Raw genomic sequence first — 18,989 nt, forward strand, 5'->3', positions numbered from 1 at the left:
ATCGGCAATCAAACAACCTATCGCTGTGTCCGAAAAAACTTGACCAGCACAATCTGACCAAAATCACTGGCATTGAATTTGAACTCTTGCACCACTTCCAGGCGTTCTCCGGGCTGCAAGCAAGGCAGGCGGTAGCTTTGGGCGAAGCGCTCAATTTCTTCGCGCTGGCGCTCGCTCCCTGCCTTGAAGATAAAAGCGACTTCTGGCGCCCTGTCAGACGCCATGAAACCTAACTTGATGCGATAAAAGCCATCCAGTCGCCGCTTTAGGTCTTCTGGCGGATAGACAGGCGCTTCGCCTGATCTCGTTAAACACTGAAGGGTCTTTGTTTGGTCGTCATCATCGACCACGGTCTTGGCATGTGCAGAGGTCTGTGCCAACCCAAGTCCAAGTGCTGCACCTGTGATGACAACCGCAAGTGCGCGTGATGATCTTGCCAATAACTTCATTGAAACCCTCCCCGGTGTGATGCGTCGTTTGGCGGAGCTGGAGGCTTCGTTACGATTTAGCTTGTATGGGGCCGAAGAATAGCGAAGGCTTGGCAAGCGGCCCCTGGGTATTTGCCCTGCGTAGCGGCGCAACTGATGGGTCAGATTTGCCCTTCTTCACGCCTGGGTGACATGGACGCGGACTAAACTGAGCCGAGCTGCGCCGGTCTGGCGGCGCCGCCCAGTTTTTTGGAGTCGCAGACCATGAAGTCCGTATTTCCCTTGCTGCCCCTGCTGCTCTCTGCGACGCTCGCCTTGTCTCCGATGTCGGCCGCTCACGCCCAGGCCGCGACCTCGGCTTCGACCTCCGACACCGCGCGCGTGATCGTGCGTTTCAAGTCCGAGGCTTCCAGCGTGCGGGCCAGGATCATGGCGGCGCGCATGAGCCAGGCTGCGGCGCAGGATGTGGCTCAGACGCGAGCCCTTGGTTTGGGCTTGCGGACCGGTATGCATGCCACTGGCGGCCTACGGGCCCGCCTGAGCTTGGATGAGCGCACCCATGTGTTCACCGCCCGCGGCATCGATTCAGCCACCTTGGCCAAGCGCCTGAGCCAAGACAGCGAAGTCGAGATGGTGGTGGTGGACCAGCGCCGGCGCCACTATGCGGTGACGCCGAACGATCCCCTTTATGTCGGCAACGGGGGCATTGCGCCCACGGCTGGCAATGGTTCGGCCAATGGCCAGTGGTATTTGAAGGCGCCCAGCAATGTGCCGGGTCAAGTGGTGTCCAGCATCAATGCGCCAGCGGCTTGGGATCATGGCATCGGCAGCAGCTCCATCGTGGTGGCCGTGCTGGACACGGGGGTGCGCATGGATCACCCCGATCTGGCCAGCCAGTTCGTTGGCGGCTACGACATGGTGGGCTTCAGCACCTCGGCCGGCGTGGCCACCGCCAATGACGGCAATGGCGCCGACTCCGATGCCTCCGACCCCGGCGATTGGGTCAGTCAGGCCGATATCGACGGCGGCTCGCTCGGCAGTGGCTGCGATGCATCGGATATCACCAACAGCTCCTGGCACGGTACGCGGGTCTCGGGTCTGATTGGGGCGGCCAGCAACAACGGCCAAGGCATTGCCGGCGTGGCTGGGGGCGTGAAGATTTTGCCGATACGCGTGCTGGGCAAATGCGGCGGCTATGACTCCGACATCATTGCCGGCATGAAATGGGCGGCCGGCATCAACGTGCCGGGCCTGCCAAGCAACCCAAACCCTGCCAAGGTCTTGAATCTCAGTCTGGGTGCTACCGGCAACTGCGGTAGCACCGGCACCGGTGCGCTGTACCGGGACACGATCAACCAGGTCAATGCCACCAAGGCCATCATCGTGGCTGCCGCCGGCAATAGCGAAGGCCAAGCGGTGGGCCTGCCCGGCAACTGCCCAGGCGTGATTGCGGTGACCGGGTTGCGCCATGTGGGCAGCAAGGTGGGTTTTTCCAGCATTGGCCCGGAAGTGGCAATTGCCGCGCCCGGTGGTAACTGCGTCAACCTGAGTGGTGCTTGTCTTTACTCCATGCTCAGCACCAGCAATAGCGGCACTCGCGCACCGGTGCTGGCGGATGCGGCTTACACCAACAACGGCGCTTCGGTGGGGACCAGCTTTTCGGCGCCCATCGTGGCCGGCACGGTGGCCTTGATGGTTTCGCAGCGCCCGGCTCTGACTTCAAGCGAGGTGCTGAGCCTGCTCAAGAGCACCGCCCGGCCGTTTGTGAGCATCGGCGCCACCCCCGGCATCGCGCAGTGCAGGGCACCCACTTCCACCGCGCAGGATGAGTGTTATTGCACCACCAGCACCTGTGGCGCCGGCATGCTGGATGCCGCAGCCGCCGTGGCCGCTGCCAAGGCGCTGAATGGGGGGGCCGTCAGCATCGGTGTCACGCCCAGTGCAGCGCAGGCGGGTCAAACCCTCACCCTCAGCGCCGCCGCCAGCGTATTGCCCGCCGGCCGGACCGTCGCCGCCTACAGCTGGACCTTGGTGGATGGTGGCGGCATCGTCAGCGCCTTTGCTTCTGCCAGCAATCAGATCAGCACCACGCTGACGCCCACTGGGGCCGGCAGCTTTTCGGTCAAGCTTGAGTTGACCGATGACCTGGGCTTCAAGTACAGCGCCAGCAGCAGCATTAACGTGGCGGCGGCGCCGGTGGTGACTCCTGCACCCAGCACGTCGAGCACCGCCAGTGGTGATGGCGGTGGTGGCGGCGGCGGTGGCGCCTTCAGCGCGCTGTGGGTGGCCTTGCTGGGCTTGGCGAGCGCAGTCTTGCGTGCACCGCGCCGTGCTTGATTCGCCCTGGGCCTGCGCGGGGCTTGGGTTTCAGGGCTTGCGCGGGGCGCTGGCGGTCACGGAAGCCGGCGTCGAACCGGCAGCAGAGGCCGGGGCAGAAGCGCTGGCTGCGGCGGGCTGAACCGGGCAGGCCTTGAAGCCTGCACTCAGGGCCCCGCCTTTCAGCGTGTTCAGTTTGGCCTGTTGCAGTCCGTTGATTTGCGGCAATAGCAGTTTGTAGTGCTTGGCTGGCGCTTGCAATTGCAAGACCCGCAGCCCCTTCAGCGCGCGTTGAGAGAGGGCGTTCAGCGCGGCCGCAGCGGCCTTTTCGCTGTCGTGCCGACTCAAGATCAGGGTCGGAATTTCCTCGGGCATGCCGTTCAGGAACTCATAGCTGATCTTGAGCTTTTTGTAGGTTTCTTCCTTGCGGGCCAGGAAGTCCTTGGTGGGTAGCCGGATCGAGGCCACGGCCCAGACGCCCGCGTGCTCAAGAGTTTGTGTCTGCCAATCGGTGGCGCTGAAGCCGGCGCTTTGCAAGGCGGTCTGCGCTTCCGTCAGCGCCGCCTCGCTGTTCAGCACCGCGGATTCGAGGCAGGCCCGGGTCTGCAAGGCCGCAGCGGCTTGGGGCTCCAGCAAGACGACGCGCTCCGGGTGCAGTTGTTGGTTCAGACGCCAGGGCTCATGCTGACTGCGGGCCTTGATGCCGATCACGGCGTCCAGCCAGCCCTGGGTCCAGCTAAAGAACAGCCCGTTTAGCAGAAGCAAGAGCAGAACCAGGGCACGCAGCATGATGGTTTGGGGCCTTCAGTGGGTCGCTTGGGAGTCGGCTTGATCGGCCGGCGCGTCAGGCGCGAGGCGCACGCTGACCTCGCCGCCGCTGATGGTCTTCAGGCCGAGGGCGCTGCGGATCAGCAGCTCACCCTGCGCATTGACGCCTTCGGACAGGCCTTCGACCGCGCCCGCCGTCACCCGGCGACCCAGGGTCAAATCGCGCCGAGCATAGGCGGCCTCCCAGGCGGCAAAGCCGGTCTGTTCAAAGTCCAGCAAGGCTTTGACCAGGCCCGGCGCGATGCGCGCGAGGATCTCGGGCCCGGTGCACGCCGGATGAATCTCGCTCAAGGCGGCGAAGCCGGTGTTGAACGGGCCGCCCGGGCTGGCGCTGTCGCCGTCTTGGCTGTCTTGGCCCAAGACCAGTTCCTTGATGTTCAGACCGACGCCGATCACCACCATGCGCCCTTCGCCGGCCGACACGGTTTCAATCAGGATGCCGCCGAGCTTGCGGCCGTCCAGCCACAAGTCATTGGGCCACTTCAAACTCAGGCGCGGCTGGGCACCCGCCGCGAGCCCGGCCAGGGGCTCCAGCGCCTCGGCGATGGCGCAGCCGACCGCCAGCGACAGGCCCGACCAGTCGCGTGGCTGCAGATTCAGCGCCAGCGAGAAGGTCAGCGAACTGCCGGGGCTGGAGAGCCAGGCCCGACCCATGCGGCCACGGCCGTGGGTTTGGTGCTCGGCCACCAGCAGGCAGGGCTGCATATCGTGGGCGCGGCGGCCGTAGGCTTGCGGCGCGCCGCTGCGGCTTTCGCTGCGCACGCGTTCGAGCAGGGCGGTGTTGGTGGAGTCGGTGCGGGCCAGCACTTCGATGCTGATGCCGGGCAGCAAGGGCAGCAGTTGCTCCCACAGGGTTTCGACGTTCCAGTTCTGGTGGCTTTCGGTCACGGCAAGCTAACTCAACGTTTCGGCGTCAGCATGGTGCCACGGCAATCCGGGCTGCCGCAGTAGCAGGCAAACTCTTTTTTCAGCTTGGGCGTGTAGCGCTCGTCGATGGTGAGGCCGTAGTCGTAGAACAGTTCCTCGCCGGGCAAGATGTCGCGCAGCGCCTTGATGTAGACGCGGCAGTTGACCTCGTCGGCCTCGCAATTGGGCTCGCAGGAGTGGTTGATCCAGCGCGAGCTGTTGCCGCCGTGCAGCGCGTCGATGACGCTGCCGTCTTCCACATGGAAGTAAAAGGTGTGGTTCGGTTGGGCCGGATCATGCGGGTGGCGGTCCATGGCCTCGTCCCAGGAGATGCGCTCGCCGGTGTACTCGATCAGCACCTCGCCGGCATTCAGGTGCGCCAGCGCATAGACTCCGCGCCCATGCACCCCGGAATTCCTGACCTGGATGCGCCGACCCTTGCTGGCTGCCGCCGGCTTGACGGCCTTCTCAGTGGGGGCAGCAGTTTTTTTTCCGGCTGATGAGCTCATCGGCTTTTTAGGTACATTGAATTCATGGGTGTGCGCGCGTGTGTGCGAGCGTGCGTGCGCGAGGCCGGATTGTAGGCAGGGCTTTGGCATGTTTTGCGAAGCCCCGTTCAACTGAACAGAAGAAATCATCACCATCATGAGCAAGACCCTGATCATTGCCGAGAAGCCTTCCGTGGCGCAGGACATCGTCCGCGCCCTGACGCCGGTGGCCGGCAAGTTCGACAAGCACGACGAATACTTCGAGAGCGAGCAGTACGTGGTGAGCTCGGCGGTGGGCCATTTGGTGGAGATCAAGGCGCCGGAGGAGTTCGACGTCAAGCGTGGCAAATGGAGCTTTGCCAATCTGCCGGTGATCCCGCCGCACTTTGATCTGAACCCCATCGACAAGGTCAAGGGCCGGCTGAACGCCCTGGTCAAGCTGATCCGCCGCAAGGACGTAACGCAGCTGATCAACGCCTGTGACGCGGGCCGGGAAGGGGAGTTGATCTTCCGTTTGATCGTTCAATACGCGGGCACCGCCAAGGCCGCCATCAACAAGCCGGTCGAGCGGCTGTGGCTGCAGTCGATGACGCCGCAGGCGATCCGCGAGGGCTTCGACAAGCTCAAGAGCGATGCGCAGATGCTGCCCTTGGCCGATGCGGCGCGCTGCCGCTCGGAGGCCGACTGGCTGGTCGGCATCAACGGCACGCGGGCGATGACGGCCTTCAACTCTCGCGATGGCGGCTTCTTCCTGACCACCGTCGGCCGGGTGCAGACGCCCACGCTGTCCATCGTGGTTGAGCGTGAAGAAAAGATCCGCAAGCATGTGGCGCGCGACTATTGGGAGATCCGCGCCAACTTCGACGCCCAAGCCGGCCAGTACGAAGGCAAGTGGTTCGACCCGAAGTGGAAGAAGAACCCCGAGGATGCGGAGCTGAAGGCCGACCGCGTCTGGAGCCGCGCCGAAGCCGACGCCATCGCCATGGCCGCACTGGGTCAGCCGGCGCGGGTGACGGAAGAAAGCAAGCCCACCACCTCCAGCTGCGGCGGGCTCTATGACCTGACCACCTTGCAGCGTGAGGCCAACTCGCGCTTTGGCTTCTCGGCCAAGACCACCTTGTCTTTGGCGCAGGCCTTGTACGAAAAGCACAAGGTGCTGACCTACCCGCGTACCGATTCGCGCTATCTGCCGGAAGACTATCTGGCCGTGGCCAAGCAGACCGCCGAGATGATTGCCGGCGAAGACCTGCCGGGCCCGTTGCGCGAGCTGGCCGCTCACGCCCGCAAGGCGCTCAACGAGGGCTATATCAAGCCGACCAAGAAGGTGTTTGACAACACCAAGGTCTCGGATCACTTTGCCATCATCCCGACGCTGCAAGCCCCTAAGAGCCTGACCGACATCGAGGCCAAGCTCTACGACATGGTGGTCAAGCGCTTCCTGGCGGTGTTCTTCCCGCCGGCCGAGTTCCTGGTTACGACCCGCGTCTCGACGGTCTCGGCCGCTGGCAAGGACTACAACTTCCAGACCAACGGCAAGGTGCTGGTCAAGCCGGGCTGGTTGGCGGTGTATGGCAAGGAAGCGCAAGAGGACGACGCCAATCTGGTGGCCGTGGCAGCTGGCGAGGTGGTGCGCACCGAGAGCACTGATGTGAAGGCCTTGGCGACCAAGCCTCCGGCCCGCTACACCGAAGCGACGCTGCTCTCCGCCATGGAAGGCGCCGGCAAGCTGATCGACGACGAAGAGCTGCGCGCCGCCATGACCGAGAAGGGCCTGGGCACGCCAGCCACCCGCGCGGCCACCATCGAAGGCTTGATCATGGAGAAGTACATCTTGCGCGATGGCCGCGAGCTGGTGCCCACTGCCAAGTCCTTCCAGCTGATGACCTTGCTGCGCGGCCTGGATGTGCAGGAACTGACCAAGCCCGAGCTGACCGGCAACTGGGAATTCAAGCTGGCCGAGATGGAAAAAGGCCGCCTGAACCGCGATGACTTCATGGCCGAGATTGCCGCCATGACGCAAAAAGTGGTGCAAAAAGCCAAGGAATACGACCGCGACACCATCCCCGGCGACTACGCCACCTTGAAAGCCCCTTGCCCCAAATGCGGCGGCGTGGTGAAAGAGAACTACCGCCGCTTCACTTGCCAAGGCAAGTCTGGTGAGGGCGAGGGTTGTGGCTTCTCGATCGGCAAGATCCCCGGCGGCCGCAGCTTTGAGTTGCATGAGGTCGAGCAGTTCTTGCTGGACAAGAAAATCGGCCCCTTGGAAGGCTTCCGCTCCAAGGCCGGTTGGCCCTTCACCGCCGAGCTGGCCCTGGTCTATGACGACGAGATCAGCAACTGGAAGCTGGAGTTCGACTTTGGTGAGGATGCCAAAAAGGCCGAAGGCGACGGCGAGCCGGTGGACTTCAGCGCGCAGACCTCGCTGGGCGCCTGCCCCAAATGCGGCAGCGCGGTGTATGAGCATGGCAGCAACTATCTCTGCGAGCATGCGGTTGGCGCGGCCGTGAGCTGCGACTTCAAGAGCGGCAAGATCATCTTGCAGCAGCCGATTGAAATCAGCCAGATGCAAAAGCTGCTCAGCGAGGGCAAGACTGCCTTGCTGGAAAACTTCGTCTCCAACAAGACACGCCGCAAGTTCAAGGCCTTCTTGGCTTATGACAAGAAGGAAGGCAAGGTGATGTTCGAGTTTGAGCCGCGTGCGGCCAAGCCCGGGGCCAAGCCGGCGGCAGAAAAGGCCGAGAAAGCTGATAAAGCCGAGAAAGCGCCAGCGAAGAAGGTAGCCGCCAAGAAGACGGCCACCAAACGGGTGGCGGCCAAGAAGTCTGCCTGAGCCTTGGGGCCGCCTCGATAACCGGTGCGGCCCCGTGTCTATTGGCGTTATGCTGCGGCGTGAAATGCAAGCAACCATCCGCGCAGATTTGAGGGAAGCATGATGCGCCAGCCCGTCAACATCGGACTTCAGACCCGCCTGATTGCCGGCATCGCCGTGATGGCCTCGGTCTTGGCGCTGGCGGTGGGCTGGTATTGGAGTAGCAGCGAAGAGCGCGTCCTCTCGCGGGCGCTGGATCAACGCCAACAGCGCATGGCAGATTTGGTGGCGCGCAGTTTTGCGGCTCCCATCTGGAATCTCGATGGCGCCGCGATTGAGACCCTGCTGGATGCCGTGATGGAAGATCCAGAGGTGCAGTCGATTGAGCTCAGTGGCTTGGGGGAGAACGCCACGCCCATGCGACGCGAACGCGCCACCCCAGCGGTGCGTCCGCTGCGCCGTGAGTTCCCCATCCTGTATCTGAGCAGCGTCGACACGACGCCAGCGACGATCGCACGGGCCGAACTGGTGTTCAGCAGCGAACTGGTAGAGCGGCAGGTCTCGCACATCCGGCGCTTTGTCGGCGGCCTGTTGGCGGCGGTGATTGCTGCGGTGATCGGCACCTGCTACTTGCTGGTCAACCGCTTTGTTAAACAGCCGGTCGAGAAGCTCGGCACCTTGGCTCGCCGCGTTGCCGATGGCGAGTTGGGTGCGAGGGCTGATGTGGTCCATGCCGACGAGATCGGGCAGCTGACCCAGCAATTCAACTCCATGAGCGAGCGCCTGCTGGCCTCTTCCCGCCGCTTGACGCTCAGCGAAGAGCGCTACCGCAGCCTGTTTGAGAACGCGGCCGAGGGGATTTTTCAAACCGACTCGCGCGGCCGGCTTTTGGGGCTGAACCGTGCCCTGGCACAGATGTTGGGCTATGCCTCGCCCGAGCAGGCTTTGCAGACCGGCACCCGCTTGCTCGCCTTGGTTCGGGTGGAGCGGCCCGAGTACAAGCGGGTTGTGCATGCCTTGCAGCGCCATCGTTTGTTGCAGCAAGTGCCTTTGTTGATCGCGACCCGTGAGGGGCGGCAGTTATGGGTGGAGCTCAGCGCCCACTTGGTGCCGGTCAATGATGGACAGGGCATGCGCATTGAAGGCATGGTCAGTGACATCACTCAGCGCCGTTTGGCGGAGCAGGAACTGACCCACCATCGCGATCACCTGGAGGATCTGGTGACCGAGCGAACCATGGAACTCAGCGAAGCCAAGCGCCGCGCGGAGGGCGCTAGCGAGGCCAAGAGCCGCTTCCTGGCCACCATGAGCCACGAGTTCAGAACGCCCTTGAATGCGATTCTGGGCTTCACCCAGCTGCTGCAGATGGACACAACGCTGGGCGCCGCCCAGCACAGCAAGATCGGCCTGATCCGCGATTCCGGCGAGCATTTGCTGAACCTGATTTCCGACGTGCTGGACACCGCCAGCATCGAAGCCGGCAAGGTGCGCCTGCAGCCCAGCTCGGTGGATCTGCGGGCGCTGCTCGATATGACCTGCGACAGCGTGCGTTTGCGCCTGGAGCAAAAGCGCTTGAGTTTTGAGATCGACCTGAGTCAGCAATTGCCGGCGCGGGTGCTGGTGGACGGGCAGCGCCTGCGCCAAGTCTTGCTGAACCTGCTCTCCAACGCGGTCAAGTACACCGACCAAGGGCGAGTGAGTCTGAAGGTCAAGGTGCTTGGCGTGGGCGCCAATCAGGTGCAGCTGAGCTTCCAGGTGGGCGATACCGGCATTGGCATTGCCCCGCACCAGTTGAGTCGCTTGTTCCAGCCTTTTGAACAGGTGGTGGACGATGCCCGTTGCCTGGGCGGCACCGGTCTGGGCTTGTCGATCAGCCAGCAACTGGTGCGCGAGATGGGCGGCGAGATTCTTGTGCACAGCGAGTTCGGCCAGGGCAGCCAGTTTTCATTCGAGCTGAGTTTGCCGACCACGGCATGAAGCCAGGCCTTGATCGCAGCCGATGAGCGGGCTGGTGTTTCAAAAGCTGCTGGCGATTTTTATCGCGGTGGGCATTGGCTGGTTTGTCGGTCGCATGCGCTGGCTGGGCGAAGCGACCGAGGCCGGGGCTGCCGGTGGTAATGATCCGGCGCGGATTCTGTCGAATGTGGCCTTCTACATCTTTGTGCCCGCACTGCTGTTTCGGACCACCGCCCGCTTGGATCTGACCCAACTGCCTTGGCTGACCTTGGCGGCCTTCTTTGTGCCGGTCTTGATCTTGCTGCTGCTTGTGTACGCCCTGCAGCGTTGGCGGGGTGGCAACAGCACAGAGCCGGCGCGGCCCAGTGTGCAAGCCATCACTACCACCTTTGGCAACACCTTGCAGATCGGCGTGCCCTTGGCGGCGGGCGTCTTCGGTGAAGCCGGTCTGGCCATCCACATCACCGTCATCAGCCTGCACGCGCTGACGCTGTTGACCGTGTTGACGCTCTTGGTGGAGTTGGATCTGGCGCGCGCCCGGCCCGATGCGCGGGGTCTACTGGCGACGCTGCGCAGCACGGTGCGCAACACCGTCATCCATCCGGTGGTGCTGCCGGTGCTGGCGGGCATGGGCTGGAACGCGACCGGGCTGCCGCTGCCTGTGGTGCTGGACGAGGTCTTGCAGATGTTGGGCACGGCCGTCGTGCCCTTGTGCCTGACCCTGATCGGCATGTCGCTGGCTTACTACGGCTGGCCCAAGACCTGGCGCCGCGTGATGGGCTTGGTGGCCTGCAAGCTGCTGGTGCTGCCGCTGTTGGTTTTGTTGGTCGGCCATTGGGGCTTTGGCCTGAGCGGCATGCCCTTGGCAGTGATCGTGATGGCCGCAGCCCTGCCGACCGGCTCCAATGCGCTGATCTTCGCGCAGCGCTACCGCACGCAAGAGGCCGAGACCACGGCCGCCATCGTCGCCTCGACGCTGCTCTTTGTCGTGACGGCGCCGCTGTTCTTGGCCTTGTTGGCTGCTCTATAGAATCCGCCGAACCAAAGAATGCCGCCCACACAGGGCGCGGGAGGACGAGCGGGATGAAGAAGCTGATTGCTGTGGTTTTTGGTGTCTTGCTCAGCGCCTGCGGGGGCGGCGGCAGTAGCAGCGGGGGCGATGCCAAAACGCCGGAGCCCCCAGCGATCCAGACCAACACCCGCATCAGCGGGCAGGTGCTGGGGCCGCAAGTGATGGGCGCTTCGGTGCAGGCCTTTGCGGTCGCCAAAGACGGCACGCAAACCCCGCTTGGCCAAACAAGAAGCGCCAGCGACGGCAGCTTTGAGCTGGCCGTCAATCTGCCCGAAGCCGCGGTTTTCTTGGTGCAAGCCTCGGGAGGCAGCTACGCCAACGAATCGACCGGCATGAGCCAGCCCTTGGATGCCAGCATTCGGGCCATCGATGTGCGCGCCTCTGCCGCGCACAAGCTGCACCTCACGCCTTACACCGAGGTGGGCGTCAGGTTGCTCCGGCAGCAGGCTGCGCCTGATTGGTCGAGTCCCGCGGTGGCTGCGGCCAATGCCAAGATTGCAGCGTGGCTGGGCGTGAACTCGGTGCTCAGCTTTCAGATGCTGGACTTGAAAAAACCCTTTGTCGGCGATCTGTCGGCCAATGCCGATGTGGCCATGTCCCTCTATCTTGGTGCCGTGAGCAGCTTCGCCAAGCGTTTGGATGGTGCCGCTGCCCCGTCGATGGCTCGCAGTCTGGATGGCTTGGAACGTTTGATGCTGATCGATCAGGAGGACGATAGGCTCTTTCCCGCCTTCTTGGGTGGCATGGCGGATTTCGTCGATCAGATGGCCTTGGGCCCAAATGAAAAGCTCAGCATCAAGTCGCTGTTGTTTGGCGGGGCCGTGCAGCCGCTGGGCGAGTGGGAGATCAAGAAGATAACGACCAAAGGGCTCAGCAGTGGTTCGGCCTCTGCAACCATGCGTAACGACGTTCTCAAGCTGATTGAGGACCCGCAAGGGAAAACGCGCTTCAACAAACGCGGTGCCTTGATCGGCTTCACCTCAGGCACCGAAGCGACGCCATGGACCATCAGCTTTACGAGCAGCGTGGCGGAGGTGTTTGGAGACGGGGAGATCGGCATTGGCCGCTGGAATGGCGGCGGGATTGCTACTGCGACCCTGGTTGGAGATGAGTTCCAGCCCGGCAGCTACCAGCTGTATCGCGAGGCGCTTCAGTACGCCGTGGCTGCGCCGGCGACGGCCTTGCCGGCCTGCGGTGTACGGGTCTTGAATCTGTTGGCGAATACAGAAGCCAGTTTGCCCACCTTGATTTACGGCACCGAGCGGGCCTTTGTCGGCCTGACGGCGGACTCCAAGCTGGGCCTTCAGTACCTGGGCGACACCTATGTCGGCGCCGAGGTCGGTCTACGCATGGCCGATCAAACGGTGGTTCGTTTCAGCACGCGCGGTGGGACCGAACTTCCTTGGCTTTCTAACGGCGCGGTGGGAAAGCTGGAGTACATCGCGCTGGAACCGGTGTCACCGACCGGGCCATTCGCCAACCAGTACCTGAAGATGCGTTTGGCTGTCGGCGGTGAGGGGGCTCGCAAGGTCGCAGCCAAGTTCACGCTGGAGGTCGATGGGCGAACAACAGAGCTCGCTGCCGCGTTTGGCGATCCCAATGCGCAGCCGCAGGCCAAGGGCTGCGGCTACATCGGGGCAGTAGGTCCTGGTTTGAGTTCCCGGCCGGCCGATGGGGAGGCCAATGTTTTCATGGACGTGAACGGTTCCCAGTTTCATATGGGGGCGCCGAAAGAGGCTCGTTTTGGCGCGTCGGGTGAGCTGACCGGGAGAATCTGGGCCTATACCTTCTCGGGCCCCGTTTACGAGTTGGCCGGCAACGCTCACGCCAGCATTGGTCGCATCAATGTGACCGAAAGCTATCCAGACAAGCAGAACAGGACCTGGTCGGTGCCCTATGCGGTGAGCGCGCCGGGGGCAAAAGCACCCAAGACAGGCAGTTTCCGCTACAAGCTCATCGCGCAATCAGGCGTGATGTTGGCCAGAGGCACGGGCGAGGCTCAAGTGCCCCCGGGCACCATCTCCAGCGCGGAGTTGGAGATCGTGTTTGGTCAGCACCCGGTGGGCACGTTCAGCCCCTGGTATGGCACTGCGATCTTCCGGGCGGAAGGGTCGATTGCGGGGCTGCCCTTCTTTGTGGGTGAAGGAACTGATCGGCGCCAGGCGATGAGTGGCATCTTTTATGGCGAGGGCTTCAACGCCGGCTCCGCTGTCGGCGCCATCAGCGGCCCCGACGGCGAATATGCTGTCGTGAACTACAGCTCGGGCATCAACTTCATACCGCTCTTCGGTACCTTGTTGTTCAAGCGGCAGTAATCAAGCGGCAGTAGGGGTGGGTGGGCCTGAAGTCGACCGACTTACCGCGCTGAGCGGCCTCAGGGCAGGGCCAACCAGACCTCATTGCGCCGCATGAACCAGGGCGTGATCGGCCCGTTGTAGCGGGCCAGCAGCGGTTCGCCCTGGGTGGTGATGCCGGCTTGGCTGAGCGTGGCTCTGAGGATGGACAGATGCTCCGCGTAGTTGGCCTGCGACCAGGTGCCCGAGTAGCGCAGCACCGCCCATTGGGCCGCCTCGATCTGGCGCAGTTGCACGCGGGAGTCCAAGGGTTCCGGCGCCGAGGCCAGCGTCACGCTCTTGGGCAAGACGAACTGCACCCGCATGCCGCCGTCCGCTGCGCTTTGTTGCGTCACGGGGGCGGTCATGGCCATGCGCATCGGTTCCGTGGCGGGCGCGCTGCTTGCACTTTGCTGGGTGACGGGCGCGGTCATCGCGAAGGTCTGTGCTCCCTTGTTCTTGCCAAAGATATAGCCGGCCAAGATCGGAAACGCCTGATTGCCCGCGGCATCGGCCGAGCTTTTCAGCACCACCTCGGCCACGACATAGGGCGCGTACTGGCGCAGCTCAACCTTGTCGATCTTGCGGATGACGGTGTACTCGGGCTCTTCGATGGCCAGGCTCAAACTTGGGCTGAGGGCACACATCAGCAGCATCAGGAGGCGCAACACGAGCGACTTTGGAGACGAGAGATCAGGGCGCATGGGCTTTCTCCTTGCCAAAAGTGGCGATGTAGTTGACCGATTGATGCGTGCTCCAGCGCGCGCGGTGCAGCACCGGCAGGTAGAGCATCCCACGGCTGTCGATCGGCTGCAGACCGCAGGCTCGGGCGGCCAGGGCGAGCTCTTCGGGCTTGACGAACTGTGACCAACGGTGGGTTCCCTTGGGCAGCAGGCGAAAGACGTACTCGGCCGCGAGGATGGCGCTGAGATAGCTCAGCAGGGTTCGGTTGATGGTCGAGGCCACCAGCAGGCCGCCGGGGGCAAGCCGCGCGCTCGTGTCGGCCACGAAGGCGGGCACATCATCCACATGTTCGACGACTTCAAGCAGCAGCAAGACATCGAACGAGTCCAGCGGCCCCAGGGCGACATTCGGTTCGCCTTCGCGGTAGTCAATGCTGAGGCCGGATTGGTTTGCATGCAGTCTTGCCACGGCGATGTTCTTGGCGGCGGCATCCACCCCGACCACGCTTGCACCAGCGGCGGCCAGGGGCTCGCACATCAGTCCGGCGCCGCAGCCGATGTCGGCAATCCTCAGGCCACGCAGGTCGCCGTGGGGCCGACCGCAGTGGCGGGCGATCTGCGCCAATACATAGTCGAGGCGCAGCGAATTGATCACATGCAGCGGTCGCATCGGCCCGCTGCTGTCCCACCAGGTGGCCGCGAGCCGGTTGAATCTGGCGATCTCTTCGCTGCGAATCGTGCTCATCGCGGCTGCCTGCGCGGTTCGGTCTGCTTGGGGGCAGCTTCAGCTCGGGGCTGCGGCAAGACCAGGCCCTCTTGCATGGCGACCAACTCCAGCGCCGATTCGAAGCTGGCGCGCGATTGCGCAGCCACTTGGCGCAGATAAGCATGCAGCTGTGCGTCCGAAGGGCTGCGGTGCTGGCACTCGGTGCTGTAGGCCTCGAAGTGCGAGAGCTGCATCAGCAACTCGGCGAGATGGCGTGGGCACTCGCAAGCCACGGTCGATGACAGACTGGCGAAGTCGGCCAAGGCGGCGTCATCCCAGCGGCGCTCGCTCAAGACCGAGGGCTCAGCAGCGTCCCTGCAGCTGGATGATGGTCCGGCTTCGTTCGCGCCTGGACTCAAGGCTTGCAACTGGCTTTGCAGCCATTGACCCAAGGCCGCGTCGCTTAGGGGCTCTCGCATCAGGGTGACGCCCGCGTCTGCCAGGCGCTCGCAACTGGCCTCTGCGGCGAAACGGAACAAGAGCGCGTGCTGCCGCCATGCCTGCCCGGCGGCGGCTTGGGGCAGCGCCTCAATGCCATGCAGACGGGCTTGCTGTTGCAGCAAAAGGTCGACGGTTTGTTCAGCCAAGCCCGCCTGTGCATCGGCGAGGCTCTCGAAGGGGCCCAGCAAGCGCAGAGGCCGACCGAGTCGCCGCAGCAGCGCGGGCCTGGCGAGGCGGTCGGCCAGCGCCGCGCCGATGACCGCCACGCGCCAGACCGAGAGCTCGGGCGCAGGCGCAGCAAGAACTGGCGTGAGCACTGGGCGGCGAATCTCTTGCGTCTGGCTCAAGGCTTGTGCGTGCGTGGCCGCGACCTCCTGGAGCTGTGCCGTGTCCAAGCGAGCGAGGCTGCCGATGGCGTGGCCCAGATCGCTCAGGCGCTTGATCAGGGCCAGCCGCTGCACCTCGGCGGCCGAGTACAAGCGCTGCCCGCTGGGGCTGGTTTCAGGCTGGGTCAGTTGGTAGCGCCGCTCCCAGACGCGCAAGGTGGCGACCGGCATGCGCAGCATGCGCGCGACAGCGCCGCTGCGGTGCTGTGCGCTCGATCCCGCAGCCGGTGCGCCTGCGGCTGGACGCTGTTTTTTCTGGCTGATGCTCATGAAGGCATTGAAGTGACGCGGCTTTGACGCCGAATAAGGGACGGCTTTGATGGGGCTTTGATTGGTTGACTTCGATTTGAAACCAAATTGCCTATCCTTGCTGGGCGCAGGGGTGAAGCCTTCTGTGTTCCGTCTCGTTAGCCATCGCAAGGAGTTCCTTATGAGCCAGCCGATTCAACGCCGTGTTTTTCTGATGACCTTGGCGGCCTCGTCCGCCGTGGTCGCCACCGAGGTGCGCGCCCAAGCCATGGTCGATGAAAAAGACGCCCAGGCCGCAGCGCTGGGCTATGTGGCGGACGCCAAGCGCGTCGACGCGAAAAAGTACCCCAAGTTCGCCGCCAGCCAGAACTGCGCCAACTGCGCGCTCTACCAAGCCAAGGGCGACAAGGCCGGCGGCTGCCCGCTGTTCGCTGGCAAACAGGTGGCCGGCGCTGGCTGGTGCAGTGCCTGGGCCAAAAAACCTTGAGTCCAAGGGGCGAGCGCTTGCGCCATTCAGCTTCCCTCGCTGTGAAAACCAGCTTTCGCGGCAATAAGGCGAGCCTGCCGAGCAAGCCCTGTGTGGCCTGCGGGAGAGACATGACTTGGCGCAAGCATTGGGCCAAGAACTGGGCCGAGGTGAAGTTCTGCTCGGTAGCTTGCCGCAGCGGTAAGGCCTGATCAGTATGGCGGCCCCACTGCGACATTTGGTGCTGGTCCTCGGCGATCAGCTGGACCTGGACGCCGCGGCCTTTGACGGCTTCGACCCGGCAGTGGATGCGGTCTGGATGGCCGAGGTGCAGCAAGAGTCCACGCATGTGCCCTCGGCGCAGTCGCGCATTGCGCTTTTCCTGGCGGCCATGCGGCATTTCGCTAAGGCTTTGCGGGAGGCAGGCCGAGTTGTGCATTACACGCGCCTGGACCAAGCCGGCAATGCCGGCAGTCTGGCGGCGCAACTGCAGGCCGATGTGGCGCGTTTGCGCCCCGAGCGTCTGCTGATGACGGCGCCTGGTGATTGGCGTGTGCTGCAGGCCTTGAAAGCGGCCGCAGCGGCTTGCGAGCTGCCGCTGGACGTTCGGGAGGACCGACATTTCTTTTGCAGCGTGCGTGATTTCGCCGCTCATGCGCGCGCCCGCAAGTCCTTGCGCCTGGAGTACTTTTACCGGGAGCAGCGCAAAAAGCATCGCATCCTGATGGACCCGCAGCGCGAGGACGCGCCCTTGGGCGGGCAATGGAATTTTGACGCCGACAACCGCGACAGCTTCGGCGCCGCCGGGCCAGGCTTCATGCCGCAGCGATCGCGTTTCGAGCCGGATGCTTTGACCCGCGAGGTGCTGGCCTTGGTGCGCGAGCGCTTTGCCCAGCACCCGGGCAGATTGGACAGTTTCGCTTGGCCGGTGACGCGCAGCCAAGCATTGCAGGCTTTGCAGGCCTTTGTGGCCGAGCGCTTGCCCTTGTTCGGCCGCTACCAAGATGCGATGTGGCCGGGCGACCCCTGGCTGTATCACGCGCAACTCTCGGCGGCGCTCAATCTCAAGCTGCTGAATCCGCGCGAGGTGGTGGCTGCGGCGGTGGCGGCCTTCGAGAGCGGCCATGCGCCCTTGAGCAGCGTGGAGGGTTTTGTGCGCCAAATCCTGGGTTGGCGCGAATATGTGCGCGGCGTCTATTGGACGCAGATGCCCGGCTATCTGGAACGCAATGCCTTGGACGCCGAGCAAGAGCTGCCCGAGTGGTTTTGGAGCGGACAGACCGAGATGGCCTGCTTGCGTGATGCCATCGGCCAGACCTTGCGGCACGGTTATGCCAATCACATCCAACGCCTGATGGTGACCGGCAGCTATGCGCTGATGTTGGGCGTTCGGCCCCAGCAGGTGCATGCCTGGTACCTGGCCATGTATGTGGATGCGGTGGAGTGGGTGGAGTTGCCCAACAGCCTGGGCATGAGCCAGTTCGCCGATGGCGGCTTGATGGGCAGCAAGCCCTATGTGGCTACCGGCAAGTACATCGACCGCATGAGCCCTTATTGCGGCACCTGCCGTTTCGATCCGGCGCAGCGGGTGGGCGAGCGCGCCTGCCCTTTCACCACGCTTTACTGGGACTTTCTGATGCGACATGAGCGCCGATTGAGCGAGAACCCACGCATGGCTTTGCAAGTGAAGAATCTGGCGCGCTTGGATACAGCGCAGCGTAAGGCCATTGCCGAACGGGCGGCGGCGCTGCGGCGCGGCGAAGTAGGCGCCATCGTTGCCACGCAAGAGAGGGGCCATGACCATGCGCTATGAAGGCAGCTTGGCGGCGGCCCAGGCGCGCATCGAGGCCGTGCGCTCGGCGGCCTATGCGGGCAGCCGCGATTTCTTGAATGGCGCGGTGTCTGGCCTCTCGCCTTACATCACCCATGGCCTGCGCACCGCGTCCGAACTGCTGGCTGCTCAGCAGGTGCCGAGATGAAGCCGCCGCAGGAGGCGCAGTCGGCAGAACCGGCATTGACGGCTTTGTACGACGGAGCCTGCCCCTTGTGTCGCCGCGAGATCGGCCTGTACCAGGGGCTTTGCGCGCGTCAGGCGGTGGACTATGCCGATGTGAGCCAAGCTTCAACGCCCTTGCCGCCGGGCGCGACCCAAGCGCAGCTGATGGCGCGCTTTCATGTGCAAACCGCCGATGGCCGCTTGCTGCAAGGGGCTGCGGCCTTTCTGGCCTTGTGGGCGCTCTTGCCTGGCTGGCGCTGGTTGGCGCGGCTGGGGGCGCTGCCCGGCGTGGTGCGGCTGATGGAATGGGCTTATGTCGGCTTTCTGCGCTGGCGGCCGACCTTGCAGCGCTGGGCGCGTCGCTGGGACTGAAACCGGTTTGAAATCGCGCAGCGCAGCCATCGGTGAAAATGGCCGCATGAGCGCAACCGACACCGATCTGAAAGCCCTGACCGTTTACATGGACACCGTGGGCCTGGCTGCCCGCAGCGCCGCTGCGGCCATGGCCGCCGCTTCCACCGCCGCCAAGAACCAGGCCCTCTTGGCCCTGGCCAAGCGGCTCCGCGCCGCCGGCCCCGCGCTGAAGGCCGCCAATGCCAAGGACCTGGCCGCCGCCAAGGCGAATGGCTTGAAGGGTCCGATGCTGGACCGGCTCAAGCTCACGTCCGAGGTGGTGGCCACAGTGGCCGAGGGTTGCGAGCAGATCGCGGCCATGCCTGACCCGATTGGCGAAATCACGAATCTGCGCCGCCGCCCCAGTGGCATCAGCGTGGGTCAGATGCGGGTCCCGCTGGGCGTGTTCGGCATGATTTACGAGAGCCGCCCCAACGTCACCATCGAGGCCGCCTCGCTGGCGATCAAGAGCG

Annotated in this window: 17 protein-coding genes and 1 pseudogene; 11 read left to right on the plus strand and 7 right to left on the minus strand. The window is 63.9% G+C overall.

Annotated features, from left to right (window positions below):
• Window positions 1-17: 17 nt before the first annotated feature.
• Complete coding sequence (locus ACOVRJ_RS18730; RefSeq protein WP_422045342.1) at window positions 18-449, minus strand: hypothetical protein; 432 nt, start codon at window positions 447-449, stop codon at window positions 18-20.
• Window positions 450-692: 243 nt separating this feature from the next.
• Between ACOVRJ_RS18730 and ACOVRJ_RS18735 the strand changes: the two genes are divergently transcribed.
• Window positions 693-2,765 carry a S8 family serine peptidase gene (locus ACOVRJ_RS18735; protein WP_422045343.1) on the plus strand — a complete coding sequence of 691 codons (2,073 nt, stop codon included), beginning with the start codon at window positions 693-695 and terminating at the stop codon, window positions 2,763-2,765.
• A 30-nt stretch (window positions 2,766-2,795) separates the two neighbouring features.
• Here the strand turns inward: ACOVRJ_RS18735 and ACOVRJ_RS18740 are convergent, their stop codons facing one another.
• From ACOVRJ_RS18740 to ACOVRJ_RS18750, 3 genes are read right to left on the minus strand one after another with little or no spacing between them, the layout of a single operon-like run.
• Window positions 2,796-3,533, minus strand: coding sequence for a hypothetical protein (locus tag ACOVRJ_RS18740; protein WP_422045344.1), 738 nt, complete (start codon window positions 3,531-3,533; stop codon window positions 2,796-2,798).
• A 15-nt stretch (window positions 3,534-3,548) separates the two neighbouring features.
• On the minus strand, window positions 3,549-4,460 hold the full coding sequence (locus ACOVRJ_RS18745) for a biotin--[acetyl-CoA-carboxylase] ligase (RefSeq protein ID WP_422045345.1): 912 nt from the start codon (window positions 4,458-4,460) through the stop codon (window positions 3,549-3,551).
• Between the two features lie 11 nt (window positions 4,461-4,471).
• Window positions 4,472-5,125: an SET domain-containing protein gene (locus tag ACOVRJ_RS18750; protein ID WP_422045346.1), complete on the minus strand. Its 654-nt coding sequence runs from the start codon at window positions 5,123-5,125 to the stop codon at window positions 4,472-4,474.
• Between ACOVRJ_RS18750 and ACOVRJ_RS18755 the strand changes: the two genes are divergently transcribed.
• From ACOVRJ_RS18755 to ACOVRJ_RS18770, 4 genes are all read left to right on the plus strand, one after another.
• Window positions 5,124-7,796, plus strand: a complete 2,673-nt coding sequence (locus ACOVRJ_RS18755) for a DNA topoisomerase III (protein WP_422045347.1) — start codon at window positions 5,124-5,126, stop codon at window positions 7,794-7,796. The genes ACOVRJ_RS18750 and ACOVRJ_RS18755 overlap by 2 nt on opposite strands.
• 102 nt (window positions 7,797-7,898) lie before the next feature.
• On the plus strand, window positions 7,899-9,752 hold the full coding sequence (locus ACOVRJ_RS18760) for an ATP-binding protein (protein WP_422045348.1): 1,854 nt from the start codon (window positions 7,899-7,901) through the stop codon (window positions 9,750-9,752).
• Between the two features lie 22 nt (window positions 9,753-9,774).
• Window positions 9,775-10,761, plus strand: a complete 987-nt coding sequence (locus ACOVRJ_RS18765; RefSeq protein WP_422045349.1) for an AEC family transporter — start codon at window positions 9,775-9,777, stop codon at window positions 10,759-10,761.
• A 53-nt stretch (window positions 10,762-10,814) separates the two neighbouring features.
• Window positions 10,815-13,118: a hypothetical protein gene (locus ACOVRJ_RS18770; RefSeq protein WP_422045350.1), complete on the plus strand. Its 2,304-nt coding sequence runs from the start codon at window positions 10,815-10,817 to the stop codon at window positions 13,116-13,118.
• Between the two features lie 59 nt (window positions 13,119-13,177).
• Here ACOVRJ_RS18770 and ACOVRJ_RS18775 read toward each other — a convergent pair whose 3' ends face one another.
• From ACOVRJ_RS18775 to ACOVRJ_RS18785, 3 genes are read right to left on the minus strand one after another with little or no spacing between them, the layout of a single operon-like run.
• Window positions 13,178-13,840 (minus strand): SOUL family heme-binding protein, encoded by a 663-nt coding sequence (locus ACOVRJ_RS18775; protein ID WP_422045351.1) that lies wholly within the window; start codon window positions 13,838-13,840, stop codon window positions 13,178-13,180.
• Window positions 13,830-14,564, minus strand: a complete 735-nt coding sequence (gene ubiG, locus ACOVRJ_RS18780; RefSeq protein WP_422045352.1) for a bifunctional 2-polyprenyl-6-hydroxyphenol methylase/3-demethylubiquinol 3-O-methyltransferase UbiG — start codon at window positions 14,562-14,564, stop codon at window positions 13,830-13,832. Before ubiG ends, ACOVRJ_RS18775 begins: the two co-directional genes overlap by 11 nt.
• On the minus strand, window positions 14,561-15,682 hold the full coding sequence (locus ACOVRJ_RS18785) for a MerR family transcriptional regulator (protein WP_422045353.1): 1,122 nt from the start codon (window positions 15,680-15,682) through the stop codon (window positions 14,561-14,563). The genes ubiG and ACOVRJ_RS18785 overlap by 4 nt, the downstream gene beginning before the upstream one ends.
• Before the next feature lie 193 nt (window positions 15,683-15,875).
• On the opposite strand from ACOVRJ_RS18785, the gene ACOVRJ_RS18790 reads away from it, so the two are divergent.
• The 6 genes and pseudogenes from ACOVRJ_RS18790 to ACOVRJ_RS18815 all read left to right on the plus strand — a co-directional run.
• On the plus strand, window positions 15,876-16,148 hold the full coding sequence (locus tag ACOVRJ_RS18790; RefSeq protein WP_422045357.1) for a high-potential iron-sulfur protein: 273 nt from the start codon (window positions 15,876-15,878) through the stop codon (window positions 16,146-16,148).
• 110 nt (window positions 16,149-16,258) lie between these two features.
• Window positions 16,259-16,339: a DUF2256 domain-containing protein gene (locus ACOVRJ_RS18795; RefSeq protein WP_422045358.1), complete on the plus strand. Its 81-nt coding sequence runs from the start codon at window positions 16,259-16,261 to the stop codon at window positions 16,337-16,339.
• Window positions 16,340-16,344: 5 nt separating this feature from the next.
• Window positions 16,345-17,940: a cryptochrome/photolyase family protein gene (locus tag ACOVRJ_RS18800; RefSeq protein WP_422045354.1), complete on the plus strand. Its 1,596-nt coding sequence runs from the start codon at window positions 16,345-16,347 to the stop codon at window positions 17,938-17,940.
• Window positions 17,924-18,106 carry a hypothetical protein gene (locus ACOVRJ_RS18805; RefSeq protein ID WP_422045355.1) on the plus strand — a complete coding sequence of 61 codons (183 nt, stop codon included), beginning with the start codon at window positions 17,924-17,926 and terminating at the stop codon, window positions 18,104-18,106. Before ACOVRJ_RS18800 ends, ACOVRJ_RS18805 begins: the two co-directional genes overlap by 17 nt.
• Window positions 18,103-18,495, plus strand: coding sequence for a thiol-disulfide oxidoreductase DCC family protein (locus ACOVRJ_RS18810; protein WP_422045356.1), 393 nt, complete (start codon window positions 18,103-18,105; stop codon window positions 18,493-18,495). The genes ACOVRJ_RS18805 and ACOVRJ_RS18810 overlap by 4 nt, the downstream gene beginning before the upstream one ends.
• 46 nt (window positions 18,496-18,541) lie before the next feature.
• A pseudogene (locus ACOVRJ_RS18815) lies at window positions 18,542-18,989 on the plus strand (gamma-glutamyl-phosphate reductase); the annotation flags it as partial.

This window comes from Roseateles sp., assembly GCF_049240545.1.
Taxonomy (GTDB): domain Bacteria; phylum Pseudomonadota; class Gammaproteobacteria; order Burkholderiales; family Burkholderiaceae_C; genus Paucibacter_A.

Excerpts from the sequence above, each read along its gene's own strand:
- ACOVRJ_RS18750 (WP_422045346.1), bottom strand. The coding sequence starts at position 5,125 with ATGATGGTGATGATTTCTTCTGTTCAGTTGAACGGGGCTTCGCAAAAC.
- ACOVRJ_RS18800 (WP_422045354.1), top strand. The coding sequence starts at position 16,345 with ATGGCGGCCCCACTGCGACATTTGGTGCTGGTCCTCGGCGATCAGCTG.
- ACOVRJ_RS18740 (WP_422045344.1), bottom strand. The coding sequence starts at position 3,533 with ATGCTGCGTGCCCTGGTTCTGCTCTTGCTTCTGCTAAACGGGCTGTTC.
- ACOVRJ_RS18755 (WP_422045347.1), top strand. The coding sequence starts at position 5,124 with ATGAGCAAGACCCTGATCATTGCCGAGAAGCCTTCCGTGGCGCAGGAC.
- ACOVRJ_RS18730 (WP_422045342.1), bottom strand. The coding sequence starts at position 449 with ATGAAGTTATTGGCAAGATCATCACGCGCACTTGCGGTTGTCATCACA.
- ACOVRJ_RS18760 (WP_422045348.1), top strand. The coding sequence starts at position 7,899 with ATGCGCCAGCCCGTCAACATCGGACTTCAGACCCGCCTGATTGCCGGC.
- ACOVRJ_RS18805 (WP_422045355.1), top strand. The coding sequence starts at position 17,924 with ATGACCATGCGCTATGAAGGCAGCTTGGCGGCGGCCCAGGCGCGCATC.
- ACOVRJ_RS18790 (WP_422045357.1), top strand. The coding sequence starts at position 15,876 with ATGACCTTGGCGGCCTCGTCCGCCGTGGTCGCCACCGAGGTGCGCGCC.
- ACOVRJ_RS18795 (WP_422045358.1), top strand. The coding sequence starts at position 16,259 with ATGACTTGGCGCAAGCATTGGGCCAAGAACTGGGCCGAGGTGAAGTTC.
- ACOVRJ_RS18785 (WP_422045353.1), bottom strand. The coding sequence starts at position 15,682 with ATGAGCATCAGCCAGAAAAAACAGCGTCCAGCCGCAGGCGCACCGGCT.
- ACOVRJ_RS18810 (WP_422045356.1), top strand. The coding sequence starts at position 18,103 with ATGAAGCCGCCGCAGGAGGCGCAGTCGGCAGAACCGGCATTGACGGCT.
- ubiG (WP_422045352.1), bottom strand. The coding sequence starts at position 14,564 with ATGAGCACGATTCGCAGCGAAGAGATCGCCAGATTCAACCGGCTCGCG.
- ACOVRJ_RS18770 (WP_422045350.1), top strand. The coding sequence starts at position 10,815 with ATGAAGAAGCTGATTGCTGTGGTTTTTGGTGTCTTGCTCAGCGCCTGC.
- ACOVRJ_RS18735 (WP_422045343.1), top strand. The coding sequence starts at position 693 with ATGAAGTCCGTATTTCCCTTGCTGCCCCTGCTGCTCTCTGCGACGCTC.
- ACOVRJ_RS18775 (WP_422045351.1), bottom strand. The coding sequence starts at position 13,840 with ATGCGCCCTGATCTCTCGTCTCCAAAGTCGCTCGTGTTGCGCCTCCTG.
- ACOVRJ_RS18765 (WP_422045349.1), top strand. The coding sequence starts at position 9,775 with ATGAGCGGGCTGGTGTTTCAAAAGCTGCTGGCGATTTTTATCGCGGTG.